This window comes from Nocardia colli, from assembly GCF_008704205.1.
In the GTDB taxonomy this organism is placed as follows: Bacteria; Actinomycetota; Actinomycetes; order Mycobacteriales; family Mycobacteriaceae; genus Nocardia; species Nocardia colli.
Map to the genome: position 1 here is coordinate 480,644 of NZ_VXLC01000014.1, position 13,641 is coordinate 494,284.

Below are 13,641 nucleotides of genomic sequence, written 5' to 3' on the forward strand. Positions count from 1 at the left end.
TGCACTCGTTGGGCCTTTCCGTGCTTGTCGATCGTGGTCGACGGCAGGCTACGACCGCGTTCTTGCCCGGCCGGGGTGCGCGCCTGAACGAGACGTGAATGCGCTGGTCCTGGGCTCGGCTACCTGCTGTCCCCAGTTGGTGGGGACGGGTAAGTGGAGTACAGAAGTACTCGCGACCCAGGTCACGCGGCGTCGAATCATAGGGGCGTGCGGAACACCGCGCAGTAATTACCAAGAGCATGGAGTTCGCTCATGGCCGAAAGATTCACCCTGCCGCCTCCGGGATTTCTGCGAACCGAGATCACCGATCTCGGCCACGACATCGATCCGAAATTCGCCGACGCGCGCGACTGGAGCGAACTGCTCTCGCCGGTGCGGACCACGCCGGTGCATTCGCCGGAACGGGACCTGCGCGCGGCCGACGAAGCCGCCGCGGCTGCGCCCGAGATCGCGCTCGGTCTGCCGGGCATCGCCGACCTGCTCGACGGCAAACGGTACGAGATCATCAGCGTCGGTACCCGATTCCTGGATCGTGACACCGAATATCCGGTGGTCGTCGTCTACAACTACGACGACGACATCGTCGTCGAGGTCATCGTCGACGTGGCCACGCGATCGCTCGTCGAGGTGCACACGACGCAGAACCAGCCCGCCGTGTCCGCGGCCGAGGAAGCTCGTGCCATCGACCTGGTCCGCCGCGACGGCCGGCTGGCCGAGCAGGGCATCGATGTCGGCACCGGCGCGGGGCTGATCGTCGAGGACGTGAATTTTCACAGCTCGCGGTACGGGCATCGGCTTGTCGATCTCCGCTTCGGCCCCGCGGATCGGCGGGTGCCCACGGCATTCGCCATCGTGGATCTGAGTGCCGAGGACGTCGCCGAGGTCGGCTTGATCCGGGAGGGACGGTCATGAGTAGCTCAGGAACAGTGAGTTGGCCGCCCGAGGCACCCGTCTGGAAGTTCTTCTGGGAGGTGCTGGACGGCAAGAGCGAAGCCATCGCCTTCCGTGATGTCTTCTACAAGGGCATCAAGGTGCTGCACCGGGCCAGCCTGCCGATGATCCGCGTGCAATACGACGGCGGGGCCGGCGGTCCGTACAAGGACGCGCTCAGCAGCGGCAACATGCAGCGGCCCGTCGCGGTCTACGAGGGGACCAACCCGGAGTACCGCTTCCTCGTGGTGGAGAGCTACCACGTGATCGGCCGCTACCGCCTGCTCAACCGGTGGATCTTCCGCAGCGACGGCATCATCCTCCCGCAGCTCTACAGCGCCGGCCTGCAACACCCGGCCAACCATCGTCACCACACGTACTGGCGATTCGACTGGGACATCGACGGTCCGGCGAACAACCTCGCGCTGCAACACGCACTGACGAGCCAGGACTGGGGTTACGGGCCCGGCTGGATCCCGCGGACCAGCGAACTGTCCTCGATCCACATCGGCGACAATCGCTGGGCGGTGCTCAAAAAGGGCACCGGGCGTGGGTTTCTCATCGACAAGGGGCCGTTCGACGGGGCCAGCGACTGGTTCTCCCGGCTCGACGTCGCCGTCACCGCCTACCACGGTCCCGAGGATCTCGGCGGCGCGCTCGGCAACGCGAACGACGACGAGCTCTGGCGGCATGTCAACGGCGAGAACACCGATGGGGCCGACATCGTGATGTGGTACGTCGCGCACCTCGCGCACGAGGCGCACGACGGCGGCGACGAATGGCACGTCTGCGGGCCGATTCTGCGCCAGTTCGGTTACTGATTCGCGTGCGCGCCCCGGCTCGGTCGGGGCGCGCATTCCAGGAGCAGGAACAGTGGGCGGGTGAAATTGTCGTTCCACCAAGGGTTTTGCCGGCGCTGCTCGTCGGTCGGGTGGGGCTCGCGTAAGTCGGTGATGACGAGACCGGCGGCGGTGATCATGCCGATGTAGGTTTCCAGCGAGAAGAACTGCTGGACCGAGGCGGCCGGTGAGGTTCGGCCCGCGACGTTGAACTTCTGTTCGACCGTGCGGATGCCGAAGTAGGAATCGATGGCGAAATCTTTTGTGCCGTCGGCTCGTTCGCTGCGTGCGGCATAGAAGCACGGATGCATGCCGAGCAGGATCACGCGGCCGGACGGCCGGAGTACCCGGGCGAATTCGTGAAAGCGATTGCCCGGGGCGTCGATTCCGTTCGGCAGGCGGTTGGCCACGACGAGATCGACCCTGGCGTCAGGGAGCGGGAGCGCCGCGACGTCGGCGTGGTGGAACGTCGACGTCGCGGGTGATGCATCCGGGTGATCACTTGCCGCCCTGATGAATTCGGCGGAGGTGTCCACGCCGTACACATGGCGCGCGCCGCGTCGGACGAGCTCGCGTGCCAGATATCCCTCGCCGCAACCGGCGTCGAGAATCTCCAGCCCCGCGCAGTCGCCGATCGCCGCCAGCAGCGCCGGATCGGTCAGCTGTGTTTGATACGGGTCGACCCGGTCTCGCACGATTCCGATCCAGAACTCGGCGTTCGCCGCGTATGCCGCCGACACCCGCTCGTCTCCGACCACGCCGCCTCCGTCCGCTACTGATGTGGACTCATGATTTCACGAGACTCGGTTCGCCTGGACGATCCAGATCGGCATCGCGATCCGTCCGTTGTCGTCGGGTGCGGCATTCGGGTGCTGCTCGACGAACTCACGGGAAGGTTCGGTGAGCGCGAGCAGTTCGCCTGAGGTCAGGTCGGTGATCGCCCAGCCGCCGGCGGTCAGTGTGTCTCGAATGTTGCTTTCCGGCACAGGAAGTGGGGAAGGAACGCCGTTGATCGTCTGGTCGGAGAAACACAGCATGTTCAGCCGTGCGCCAGGTTTCGTAGCGCGGTGTAGAGCCCGGACATACCGCGCGCGGTCCGCGTCGGTCAGGCAGTGGTAGAGCGCGCTGTCCAGCACGGTGTCGAACCGCTCGGCGAAGCCGGTGAGGTCGGTGGCGTCGGCGACGCAGAATTCGACGTTCACTCCCGCCGCTCGCCGCCGTGCCTGCTCGACGGCAGGCGCGGCGGCATCGATCGCGGTCACCCGATACCCCTTTCGTGCGAGGTAGACCGCGTTGTCGCCGAGACCACAGCCCACATCGAGCACCGCACCGGACAGCCGTCCCGCGCGTTCGAACGCGACAACGGCCGGCTGGGGCTCACCGAGATCCCAGGGCACGGTGGAGGTCGTATACAGGTCATCGAAGTCGAGAATCATTCTTCGAGCTTGGCCTCGGCAGATGCGTCGTCACGAGCCAGAGATTTGTTTCTCGCGGATTCCGTCATCAATATCGATCAGATACCGGAATCCGTCACAGCGGGAGGTTGTCCCGGAGCCGGGTCACGGCGGTGACGATGGCCGCGGATTGGATGGTGACCAGGTGGGGGACCGGGACGGGGCGGCCGGGGGCGTTGGTTTCGATATCGGTGCACCACTTTTCGAATATCGCGGCGACGTGGGTGCGTTCGGCGGTGACCTCGGGGGACGGGTGGTGCCGGGATTCCTCGTCCAGCAGGCGCAGGAGCATGCCGCCGGCGCGGAGCCGGGCTACGCCGACCCAGACGTATTCTTCGATGAAGATCTCGCCGACGGTCGCCGGGCGGGAGTCGGTGGCGGAACGTTTGGCGGTGGCGTTGCCGCGCAGGGCGCGCACAGTGTCTTTCAACGCTCGTTCGAAGGGACTGCGGCCGGTCAAACGGCCGGATAGTCGGTCGAGGGCGTTCTGCACGATGTCCGCGATCTCCTCGTAAGCGGTTGCGGTAGAGCACAACGCGCTTGCCATCGAGCGTCCGCTCGGGGCTTCGTCGGTGACCCGCGCGTCGACCCACAGCGGCAATTCGCAGACCAGCAGGGCGGTCGCGTGGGCCGCGGCGTAGTCGCGGATGCCGGCGCCGTACATCATCGCCAGCGGCTCGACGCCCTCGGCCGTGAGGGTCTCGGCGATCCGCTGGAACGACGGGAGCTCGAAAACTCCTGGGGCCCAGGTTCTTGCGCCGGGTACATCGGCCGCGCCTTCGTAGATCGGCACGCCGGTCGCGGTGAGCTGGTCGGTGAGCCCGGTCCAGTAGTCGCGGTCGCCGCCGGTGGTGTAGAAGAATCCGCCGCCGAAATCGGCGTTGTGCAGCGACACGATCAGCGCGGGACGGGTTCGATCGATCAGGCGCATCAGGGCGAGGGTTTCCGGCAGCGGGGTGCCGACCGCGTGACCGCGCCAGTTGGTCGGGAAGCACCACTCCGGCTGCTCGGCGGCGGGCGGGCGGTAGAAGCCGCGCGCGACACCGGTTCTGGTGCGTGCCTCGGCGAACCAGCCTTCGTTGAGCCGGGTTCCGTCGGGATCCAGGCACAGCACGAAATGCCAAGTGGCGCCCAGGGTTTGCGCGTCGTCCGCCGTCAGCCTGCCCAGCAGATGCCGGATCGTCGCCATGCCGATCGGTTCGTTCGGATGCGGGTTCCCGATGACGACCACCTGCCTCGCCCCGGACCCGACCCGCACCTCGCGAATCGGATCACCCCCGCGTGACCTGCCGATCTCGGTGACCGCCACCCGATCCGGCACCGTCGCGACCAATTCGTCGACGTAGTCGCTCAATTCGTCCACCGTCGGAAACGCGTCGATCAGTTCGACCGCACCGACGATCTCCCGCACATGATCCACCACCGAAACCTCATCCTCCGCGCCCTCATCAATAGTGGGCGCGATGGGCGGGCTACGGGCGGGTTTCTCGACCGCGGAACGGATTCCGCCCGATCGGTATACGTCCCACCATCCGATGGCCGAACCGAGGGCTCAGCGGGGGACGCCGAACGACGGTGGCGCGTCGGCTTTCGCGGTGCCGAAATCCGGGCCGGGTTCGGTGCCCATGGTGAAGTCGAGGGTGCCGCCGGACAGCGCGAAGGCCTCGGGCAGCCACGCTTTCGTGGTCGGCTGGCCGTTCACCTGCAAGGCGCGAATGTACGGCGCGGAATCGACGCCGGGGGCGGTGATGGTGAACTGCTCACCGGACGAGCGGACGATCTCGGCCTTGGTGAAGGCCGGACTGTGCACGAAAAGTTCTGCGCGGCTGGGGATTACGGGGTAGATGCCGAGCGAGGCCCAGACGTACCAGGCGGACATGGTGCCGAGATCGTCGTTGCCGACCAGGCCGTTCGGGGTCGGTGCGAAGAGGTCGTCGCGGGCTTTGCCGACCACGTCCTGGGTGCGTTTGGGCAGTCCTGCCCAGGCGTACAGCCACGGCGTTTGCAGGGTCGGCTCGTTGCCGAGGTAGGCGAAGGGTTCGTGCGGGCCGGCGTTGAGCTTGGTGAAGAACAGGTCCAGCCGCCGGACCGCCTCGGCATTGCCGCGGGCCTCCACGTTGTCGCCCATCAGGTTGAACAGGGCGCGCACGTCGTGGAAGGTCATCCAATGGTATTGCGCGCCATTGCCTTCCACATATCCGTCGGTGCCTGCCGGGTCGAACGGCCCGAAGAAGCCCTGAGCCGAACGGGGTTGCAGCCATTTGGTCATCGGGTTGAACAGGTGCTGCCAGCCGTGCGCGGCGCGCAGGAACTTCGCGTTGACCTCGCTGTTGCCGAGCCGTTGGGCCAGCTGCGAGATGCCGAAATCGGCGATGTTGTACTCGAGCGTGTCGGACACCTGGTTGGGCACCCAGCCGAGCCGCTGGTACTCGTCGTTGCTCGGGCGTTCGGTGTAGCCTGCCTTCTCGCCGACGCGTTCGGCGCCGGCGACCATGGAGGTGAGCGCGCCCTCGGCGTCGAAATCGCGGGCGCCGAACGCGTACGCGCTGGCCACGACCGAGTGGTACGGGTCGCCGTTCATCACCCCGGTGATGGTGTTCTGATGCGACCAGCGGTCCCACACGTCGCCGAGGACGTGCGCGTTGTCGTACATCGATTGAGCGATGTCGGAGGCCACGTCGGGCGCTAGCCACGCGAGCAGCTGGGCCTCGCTGCGGTAGATGTCCCAGCCGGAGAAGGTGGCGTAGTAGTGGTGACCGGGACGCACCTGATGGGTCTGGCCGTCGAATCCGGTGTAGTTGCCGTCGACGTCGTCGAAGATATAGGGCTGTAGGAAGACGTGGTAGAGCGCGGAATAGAAGGTTTGCAGCCGTTTCTGGTCGCCGCCGGTCACCTGGATCTGATCGAATCTGCGCTGCCACGCGTCGAGCGCGTTCCCCCGGACGGCGTCGAAATCCTTCGCGCCGATCTCGGCGGCGAGATTGCGGCGGGCGCCGTCGACGCTGACATAGGACAGTCCGGTGCGCATCTGCACGGGCTGGGCGGAAGCGAATTGCAGGAACAGGCCGGCGCCGAGGCCGTTGCTCGCGATATCGCCGGAATTCGTGCGGCGGGTGGGGGCCGCGCCGCCGGTGGTGGTCGCGCCCGGCCGGATGACGTTGTCCTTCCACGCGCCCGACGCGGTGATCGGGCGGTCGAAGGTGGCGTGGAAGTAGACCCGGTAGCGGGTGCGCGCGCCGCAGAATCCGCCGGTCAGGGCCCAGCCGGAGACGGAGTTGCCGTCGATGGTGAGCTCGGAGTCGTCCACGCCGTTCACCGAGCCGGTGACGTCGAGCAGCAGGGTGCCCGGCTGGTTCTTCGGGAAGGTGAAGCGGGCGACGCCGGCCCTGGTCGACGCGGTCAGCTCGGTCTGCACGCCGCTGTCGGTGGTGACGCTGTAGTAGCCGGGGTTGGCCTGCTCGTTCGCGTGATCGAAGGTCTGCAGGTAGCCCGCGCCGTCGACGGCCGGTGAGCGGCCGATGATCCCGGACACCGGCAGCACCGGAAAGTCTTGTGCGCCAGTGCAACCGGGACCGGAGATGTGCGTCATCGAGAATCCGTAGAGCCGGTTGTCCTCGTATTTGTACCCGCCGCCCGCGGTGCGCACCGTGTCCGGGCTCCACTGCATCATGCCGAACGGCGAGACCGCGCCGGGGAAAGTCATCCCCGCACCGCCGCCGTGTCCGAAATCGGGGCCGCCGTCCTGCGTGCCGACGAATGGATTCACATATCTACTGGAATCAGCCACAGTCTCAGCGTGCGCCGCAACGGGAATCAAGGGAAGCAACAAAGGAACAACAATGCCGACAAGACGGCGACGCGACATACCTCTCCTCGACGAGCGTCCGACAACGTTGCCCCGGTGCGTGCCCATCCTGGCAGGATGCCGCGGGTCGCGAGTACCCGACACGCCGCTGATCAGTGCTTTTGTGGTCGCGCCCGACGTTGTCGCGCATTGTCTCAGCGCGCTGCGCTCACGTCGCGCCGTTGCCCGACATCACGCGGGACCTAGCGGTCGCCCGCGCATGAGTTGTGCGGCCGCGCACGAAACAGCGGGCTAACTCGTGCGCTTCCTGCTATTCGGTGCGCAGGAGATCGTTTCTCAGTGCTGTGGGCGCGTGTGCGTTCAGTGGTTGAGGGTTTCGTGAATCCAGGTGGGGGTGGCAAGTTGGCGGTCGATAGTTGTTCGGACGGGCGCGGCGGAGGTCCATGCGCAGGTAGGTGCGGACCGGGACGCCGAATTCGCGGGTCAGGTGGTGCTGGTCGGCGAAATCGGTGCGGAGGGCAGGGGCCGGTCGGTAGCCGGATTCGCTCGGCGTCGCGAATCGTCGTGGCCTGGTGAAGTTTCGGACGGGGGTGCCGTCGGGGTCCGGAAAGTGTTGTCCGAGTAGGCTGTAGGTCCATGCGGTAGCGGCGGCGCCGTGCTGTTCGCCGGAGCCGAGACCGATCACGATGTCGAGCGGGCCGGGGTGGGCAGACAGGACGTCCGCACCGTACAGGCAGCAACGGTCCGTGCAGTGCCACTCTAGTGGGGCGTGCTGCGGTTTTCGGTGGCCGTGATGCGGGTAGCGCTGCTGTATGGACCTTTCGGAATGTTTCGAATGGCGCGGTCGGCGGATCGCGTGGGGGAGCGTCGGGCAGGGGCCTGCCGTCGTGCTTTGTCATGGGACGCCGTTCTCGTCGGTGCTGTGGCATCCGTTCGCCGAGGCGTTGAGTCGTGACTTCACTGTTTATGTCTGGGATATGCCCGGGTATGGGCAGTCGTCGAAGCGGCCCGAGGATGTGGTCGACTTCGGTAGTCAGGCTGCGGCGTTCGCGGCGTTGGTCGAACACTGGGGGCTGGAGCGTCCGCATGTCATCGCGCACGACTTCGGTGGTGCGGTGTCGTTGCGTGCGCATCTGGTGGAGGGGGTGCCGTATCGGTCGCTGATGCTCGTCGATGTCGTGGCGATTCCGCCGAGTGGGTCGCCGTTCTTCCGGTTCGTGCAGGAGCATCCGGATCTGCTGAGGCAGCTTCCCGCCTACATTCATGCGGCGCTCGTGCGGGCTTATATCCAGGGTGCGAGTCATCGTGGGCTGCGTGATGACGACCTCGACGCGTTGGTCGCGCCGTGGACCGGAGACGAGGGGCAGCCGGCCTTCTATCGCCAGATCGCCGACTACGACGAGCGTTTCCTGGTGGAGAACGAGCAGCGACTCGGCGGGATCGACATTCCGGTTCGAGTGCTGTGGGGCAGCGAGGACACGTGGATCCCCGCTGCCCAAGGCCAGAAACTCACCGGCCTCATTCCCGGCGCGACGTTCCGGTTGATCGGTGCATCGGGACATCTGATGCACTACGACGCCCCGATTCCGCTGACCGACGAGATCCGCAGCTGGCTCTGATCAGAGCCTTTGGATCCGCACTCCCGCTCGGGATCCGCACTCGGAATGGGGCACTAGAGCGAGGCGGATCCCGGGTTGGGGTGCGGATTTCGCGCGTGTTCGTGATTGTGGGGAAGGGTGCTCTGGGGGTACGTAGGGTGATTGGGTGCGCCAGGATGATCGGTTGGGGCTTGCCTCTTCGTTTGGAACTGCTGCGGCGGCGTATGCCGAGCATCGGCCGGACTATGCGCAGGCTGCGGTTCGGTGGGCGTTGGAAGGTGCGCCGGGGGCTCGGGTGCTCGATCTCGGGGCCGGGACTGGGAAACTGACTGCCATGTTGCATGGTCTGGGTGCCGAAGTTGTTGCGGTCGAGCCGGATTCGGCGATGTTGGCCGAGTTGCGTCACACAGTGCCTGGTGTTCGTGCCCTGGTAGGGAGCGCGGAGGCGATTCCATTGCCGGACAATTTTGTCGATGCCGTGTTGGCGGGCAATGCCATGCATTGGTTCGACATGGATGTCGCGGGACCCGAGATTGCCAGAGTCCTTGCGCCCGCAGGCGTTCTCGCTGGCCTGTGGAACGTCATGGACGACGGGGTCGATTGGGTTGCCGGGCTCGCGCAGATCAGCGGGAGTGCGGCGATCGGTCCGCGGGATACGCCGGCCAGCTGGCGTGCGGAGACGGCCGAGATGCACCTGCCGAAATCTGGTGCGGCTGCGCGGTTCGGCTCGGCGGAGCAGGCCGAGTTCGCGCACGGTCAGGTTCGCACCGCCGACTCACTCGTCGCGACACTGGCGACACGGGCGGGGATGCTGGTCATGCCTGAACAGGAGCAAGAAGCCGCGCTGAGCCGAATCCGCGCATTCCTTGCTGGTCGCGAGGAGACAGCCCGCGGCGAGTTCACACTTCCGATGCTGACTTGTGTGCTGCGCGTCCGCCGGCTGTGAACGCTGTCGCCGGGCACTCCCTGGCCGCGTGACGACGGTTTCGGCTCGCGGGAGACAGTCTCTTGCCCTCGATCGTGAGTCGGAGAGTTCAGCTGGCGCGATGGTGGATCGGGCGTACCCCGGCGAGGGCGCGCAGGGCGTCGGCGCGGGAGATGGGTTGGTCGTCGGCGAGGGCGGCGAGTTCTACGGCGAGCCAGTCGCGGATGAGTTCGCTCATGGTGATGCCGCGGGCCTGGGCCTCGGCCTTGATGGATTGGTCCATGTCGAGCGGGATGCGCAGGGATCTGACCACCATGATGTCTTCGCCGGGCGCCATCGGGGGCGGTACGTCGGCCTCGCCTACCGGTGCGTCGTCGAAGACGAGGCTGTCCATCAACTCGTCCACCCCCTGCGGGGTGGTGGGGAATGTGTTGTCGCCCATCACTGGTTCTCCTGTTCCCACTTTTCGAACTCGGTCAGCTGCTCCGGGCTCATCGGTCGGGCGGCGACGATCTGCCATTGCCAGGCCTCGGCCTGGCGCAGGCCGACGATCAGCGGGCGACCCGCGGCCGTGCGGCCCCAGATCGTCAGCATCTCCATGCCGGCCGTGCCGCGTCCGCGCCGCGGCCACCGTCGCTGCTTGGTCAGCACCTGCATCACCTCGTTCGGAGAGATCCCGATGAGCATGTCCAACGCCCAATCAGGCCACTCGAAACCCACACCTCGCATAATACGCGCGTATTACGCCTGGTGGCTATAGGCGGTGCCGACTCGCGGGGGTCGCTGGTAGAAGTGGATGCGTGATCTACGTCGACGTTCCGCTGACCGAGGATATTCAGGCCGCTGTCGCGGCCGAATGGGGATACAAGGGCGATGGGGTGCGCCTCTACGGCGGTGAGGAGTCCGCGGCTTATCGGGTCGGCGAGGTGGTGGTGCGGATCGGGGCGGTGGATCGCGATCCGGCGGAAGTGGAGTGGTGCAACGGAATCGCGGTTGCCGCGGCCCGCACGGTGCCCGAGGCGGTGGCGCCGCTGCCGCGCGCGGACGGGTCGACGGTCCAGGTGGTGGCGGGCCGCCCGATCACCGTGTGGCCGCTGATCGAGGGACAGTGGGCGAGTAGCGAGGATCCGGTGCAGGTCGCCGAGGCCGCCGGGCTGCTGGCGCGGGTGCATCGGGCGCTGGCCGGCCATCGGCCGGTGCCGCGGCCCAAACGGTCGTTTCTGGAGATCGGGCTCGACGGGTCGCCGTCGGCCGAATTGCCCGATCCCGATCTGGATCATTGGCTGGGCGAATTCAGCAAGTCCGCCCGCTCTCAACCGCTGCACGGCGACTATTACGAGGGCAATCTGCTTGCCCGCGACGGGCATGTCACCGCGGTGCTCGACTGGGACGAGGCGCTGATCGGCCCGCCGGAGGTCGAACTGGCCTCCGCCGCTTTGGAATTCGCCGACGTACTCGGGCGCGACCTGACCGGCGCGCGACGGTTCGCCGACGACTATCACGCCGCGGGCGGCACCGCCGGGCCGCTGGACGACGTCGCTCTCGCGCAGCTGATGCGGCACCGATTGCGCAGGGAGGCAGTGTATTTCGGCATCGCGGTCGGTCGCGGCGTGCAGCACGACGAGGACGATCTGGAGTATCACCGGCAGCGGATGGACACTTTTCGTCAACTGCGCCCGTGAACACGGCGCAGAGCAGGTAAAACTCCAACATTCAACGGTTATCGACATGTCCGGAGAACCGACCGCCAATTATGTAGGGGCGGTAAGAGTTTCCGGATTTTCCCCACTTCTATTGGGGAGCGGCGCGCGGGTATAGACGTCTTACAGTGAGATCTATCCGATCCCCGCCCTTTGTGAGGCATCTCATGTACAAGAAAACTGCTACGCTCGGCGCTGCACTATTCGCGCTTGCTATTCCGATGGCCGGCTCACCGGCGTCTGGAATGCCGACCACCGATCGCGACATGCCCACTCCGCCGGACAAGATTGTTATCGACGTCGCGACCGTAAATGGCACCGGCTGCCCGGCGGGAACCGCTGCGGTCGCGGTCTCACCGGACAATGAGGCCTTCACGGTCACCTACAGCCAGTACACCGCCAAGGTGGGTGTCGGAGCCGGTCCGACCGAATTCCGGTTGAACTGCCAGCTCAATCTGAAAGTGCATGTCCCACAGGGCTTCACCTACGGCATCGCGCAGGCCGATTACCGTGGCTTCGCCTCCCTGGCGAAGGGGGCGACCGCCCTGGAAAGGGCCCGCTACTACTTCCAGGGCAATTCACCGACCGACTACGTCGATCACAACCTCAAGGGCCCGTTCGGTGACGACTGGCAGTACACCGACTCCACCGAGGTCGGCGCGATCGTTTATCAGCCCTGCGGCGAGTTCCGCAATTTCAATATCAATACACAATTGCGCGTCGACGCCGGCACCTCCGACCCGAAAAAGACCACCAGCTTCATCACGATGGATTCTACGGACGGAAGCATCAAAACCACCTACCACTTCGCCTGGAAGAAGTGCCCCTAAAGAATTATGCCCGACTGCGTAATTCCTGAATCGGCACGGTGATCGGGTGGGCGATCGCCGATCCGGCGCGAATTCGACCGCTATCCGCAGAGCTGTCTCCGGATAGCGGTCGTCGCCGTCCATCCGAGTGGCGCGGATCAGGCCGATGGCACGGGGAGGTGGTTCGGGCGGTGGGCGGTCGGGGGGACGTCAGGGCGGGTTTGCCAGGGGTGCGGGCCGTCGAGGGGGCGGTATTCGACGCCGAGGGCGGCCAGACGGGGGAGGTGGTGGTCGCGCAGGCGGGCGAGGAACTCGGGATAGTCGCGGTCGGGTGGGCTCCAGGCGAGTTCGGCGATGGCACACAGACGGGGGAAGGCGGCGTAGTCGACTCGGCGTACGGAATCCAGGTGTTCGCTCCACAGCTGGGCTTGCAGGCCGATCACTCGGGGGTCGTCGAGGGTGGGCTCGTAGCGGTAGACGTCTTCCAGCGTGCGCAGGTAGCCGACCGGGATCGGTTCGTCGGGGTGATCGGACTGGCGGTGGTCCAGGTAGAAATGATCCTCCGGGCACAGTACGACGTCGTGGCCCGCGGTCGCCGCGCGGGCGGCGGCGGTCGCGTCGCGCCATGCGCCGACCACCATCGGCGGCAGCGGGCCGGCGTCGAGCACCTCGTCCCAGCCGAAGGCGCGGCGGCCCCGCGTGGCCAGGTACGTGGCGAGGTCGGCGACGAGCTGGCCGTGTTCCGGTGTCGCGCCGGGGACTTCGTCGCCGCCGATGCCGATGACCTCCGACGGGAAGATGGTCAGCACATGGTCGAAGACGCGGCGGAAGAAGTCGAGCGCGGCGGGCGTGGGGTTCAGCAGTGAGGTGCTGATGCCCCAGGAAGTCCATACCTCCCAAGGTGTTTCGGTTTCGGGGCCGAGTTCGGGGTAGGCGGTGATGACGGCGCGGGAGTGGCCGGGGACATCGATCTCCGGCACCACGGTGATGGACCGGTCGGCCGCGTAGGCGACGATCTCGCGTAGGTCGTCGGTGGTGTAGAAGCCGCCGTGCGGGCGGCCGTCACGTTCGGGACCGTCGTGCCGGCCGACCATCGATCCGGTTCGCCACGAGGCGATTTCGGTCAGCTTCGGGAATCCGGGGACCTCGATGCGCCAGCCCTGGTCGTCGGTGAGGTGCAGGTGCAGCACGTTGAGTTTGTGCGCCGACAGGAGATCGATGAACCGCAGCACCTCCGCCTTGGTGCGGAAGTTCCGCGCGACGTCGAGCAGGCAACCGCGCCAACGGTATCGGGGATGGTCCTCGACGACGCCGCACGGCACGACCACCGGGTCGGTGTCGATGGTCGCGGCGCGGAACGCATTCGGACCGGCGAGCTGGCGCAGCGTCTGTTGCGCGTGGGTCTGCCCGGCCGGATCCGCCGCGGTCAGCGTGATCCCGCTGGGCGTGATCTCCAGCCGATATCCCTCGGGCGGCAGATCCGGGTCGAGGTGCACGTCGAGTTCGGTGGGCCAGGCGCACACACCGGGCGCCGGAGTGACCGAAACCGGCCGGGGGAGCAGCGTATCGAAACCTGGCATG

13 protein-coding genes are annotated in these 13,641 nt (G+C 66.5%); 6 read left to right on the plus strand and 7 right to left on the minus strand.

The window, feature by feature from the left end:
- Window positions 1–252 precede the first annotated feature (252 nt).
- Entirely contained in the window at window positions 253–912 is a 660-nt protein-coding gene (locus F3087_RS26620; protein WP_150404743.1) for a hypothetical protein, read from the plus strand.
- Window positions 909–1,751, plus strand: coding sequence for a hypothetical protein (locus F3087_RS26625; protein ID WP_150404744.1), 843 nt, complete (start codon window positions 909–911; stop codon window positions 1,749–1,751). The genes F3087_RS26620 and F3087_RS26625 overlap by 4 nt, the downstream gene beginning before the upstream one ends.
- Here F3087_RS26625 and F3087_RS26630 read toward each other — a convergent pair.
- The 4 genes from F3087_RS26630 to F3087_RS26645 all read right to left on the minus strand — a co-directional run bounded on the left by F3087_RS26630 (window position 1,745) and on the right by F3087_RS26645 (window position 7,136).
- Window positions 1,745–2,527 (minus strand): class I SAM-dependent methyltransferase, encoded by a 783-nt coding sequence (locus tag F3087_RS26630; RefSeq protein WP_150404745.1) that lies wholly within the window; start codon window positions 2,525–2,527, stop codon window positions 1,745–1,747. The two genes, F3087_RS26625 and F3087_RS26630, sit on opposite strands and share 7 nt — an antisense overlap.
- A gap of 36 nt (window positions 2,528–2,563) precedes the next feature.
- Window positions 2,564–3,205, minus strand: coding sequence for a class I SAM-dependent methyltransferase (locus tag F3087_RS26635; RefSeq protein WP_150404746.1), 642 nt, complete (start codon window positions 3,203–3,205; stop codon window positions 2,564–2,566).
- Between the two features lie 94 nt (window positions 3,206–3,299).
- Window positions 3,300–4,646 (minus strand): M14 family zinc carboxypeptidase, encoded by a 1,347-nt coding sequence (locus F3087_RS26640; protein WP_150404747.1) that lies wholly within the window; start codon window positions 4,644–4,646, stop codon window positions 3,300–3,302.
- A gap of 129 nt (window positions 4,647–4,775) precedes the next feature.
- Entirely contained in the window at window positions 4,776–7,136 is a 2,361-nt protein-coding gene (locus F3087_RS26645; protein WP_317983935.1) for a GH92 family glycosyl hydrolase, read from the minus strand.
- Between the two features lie 704 nt (window positions 7,137–7,840).
- Here F3087_RS26645 and F3087_RS26655 point away from each other — a divergent pair.
- Complete coding sequence (locus F3087_RS26655) at window positions 7,841–8,647, plus strand: alpha/beta fold hydrolase (protein ID WP_150404749.1); 807 nt, start codon at window positions 7,841–7,843, stop codon at window positions 8,645–8,647.
- Window positions 8,648–8,792: 145 nt separating this feature from the next.
- The gene (locus F3087_RS26660; protein ID WP_150404750.1) at window positions 8,793–9,572 is read left to right on the plus strand and encodes a class I SAM-dependent methyltransferase; all 780 of its coding nucleotides are present in this window, start codon (window positions 8,793–8,795) and stop codon (window positions 9,570–9,572) included.
- An 88-nt stretch (window positions 9,573–9,660) separates the two neighbouring features.
- On the opposite strand, the gene F3087_RS26665 is transcribed toward F3087_RS26660, so the two are convergent.
- Window positions 9,661–9,993, minus strand: coding sequence for a hypothetical protein (locus F3087_RS26665; RefSeq protein ID WP_150404751.1), 333 nt, complete (start codon window positions 9,991–9,993; stop codon window positions 9,661–9,663).
- Window positions 9,993–10,271: a hypothetical protein gene (locus F3087_RS26670; RefSeq protein ID WP_150404752.1), complete on the minus strand. Its 279-nt coding sequence runs from the start codon at window positions 10,269–10,271 to the stop codon at window positions 9,993–9,995. The genes F3087_RS26665 and F3087_RS26670 overlap by 1 nt, the downstream gene beginning before the upstream one ends.
- An 80-nt stretch (window positions 10,272–10,351) precedes the next feature.
- On the opposite strand from F3087_RS26670, the gene F3087_RS26675 reads away from it, so the two are divergent.
- Both F3087_RS26675 and F3087_RS26680 read left to right on the plus strand, forming a co-directional pair.
- Window positions 10,352–11,233, plus strand: a complete 882-nt coding sequence (locus F3087_RS26675) for a phosphotransferase enzyme family protein (protein ID WP_150404753.1) — start codon at window positions 10,352–10,354, stop codon at window positions 11,231–11,233.
- Between the two features lie 185 nt (window positions 11,234–11,418).
- Window positions 11,419–12,081, plus strand: coding sequence for a DUF4360 domain-containing protein (locus tag F3087_RS26680; protein ID WP_223885354.1), 663 nt, complete (start codon window positions 11,419–11,421; stop codon window positions 12,079–12,081).
- A gap of 137 nt (window positions 12,082–12,218) precedes the next feature.
- Here the strand turns inward: F3087_RS26680 and F3087_RS26685 are convergent, their stop codons facing one another.
- Complete coding sequence (locus F3087_RS26685; RefSeq protein WP_150404754.1) at window positions 12,219–13,640, minus strand: beta-N-acetylhexosaminidase; 1,422 nt, start codon at window positions 13,638–13,640, stop codon at window positions 12,219–12,221.
- Window position 13,641: the final 1 nt, after the last annotated feature.

What these genes read in the sequence shown, in the direction of transcription:
- F3087_RS26645 (WP_317983935.1), bottom strand. Translation starts at nt 7,136, where the DNA reads ATGGGCACGCACCGGGGCAACGTTGTCGGACGCTCGTCGAGGAGAGGT.
- F3087_RS26620 (WP_150404743.1), top strand. Translation starts at nt 253, where the DNA reads ATGGCCGAAAGATTCACCCTGCCGCCTCCGGGATTTCTGCGAACCGAG.
- F3087_RS26665 (WP_150404751.1), bottom strand. Translation starts at nt 9,993, where the DNA reads ATGGGCGACAACACATTCCCCACCACCCCGCAGGGGGTGGACGAGTTG.
- F3087_RS26680 (WP_223885354.1), top strand. Translation starts at nt 11,419, where the DNA reads ATGTACAAGAAAACTGCTACGCTCGGCGCTGCACTATTCGCGCTTGCT.
- F3087_RS26635 (WP_150404746.1), bottom strand. Translation starts at nt 3,205, where the DNA reads ATGATTCTCGACTTCGATGACCTGTATACGACCTCCACCGTGCCCTGG.
- F3087_RS26685 (WP_150404754.1), bottom strand. Translation starts at nt 13,640, where the DNA reads ATGCCAGGTTTCGATACGCTGCTCCCCCGGCCGGTTTCGGTCACTCCG.
- F3087_RS26655 (WP_150404749.1), top strand. Translation starts at nt 7,841, where the DNA reads ATGGACCTTTCGGAATGTTTCGAATGGCGCGGTCGGCGGATCGCGTGG.
- F3087_RS26625 (WP_150404744.1), top strand. Translation starts at nt 909, where the DNA reads ATGAGTAGCTCAGGAACAGTGAGTTGGCCGCCCGAGGCACCCGTCTGG.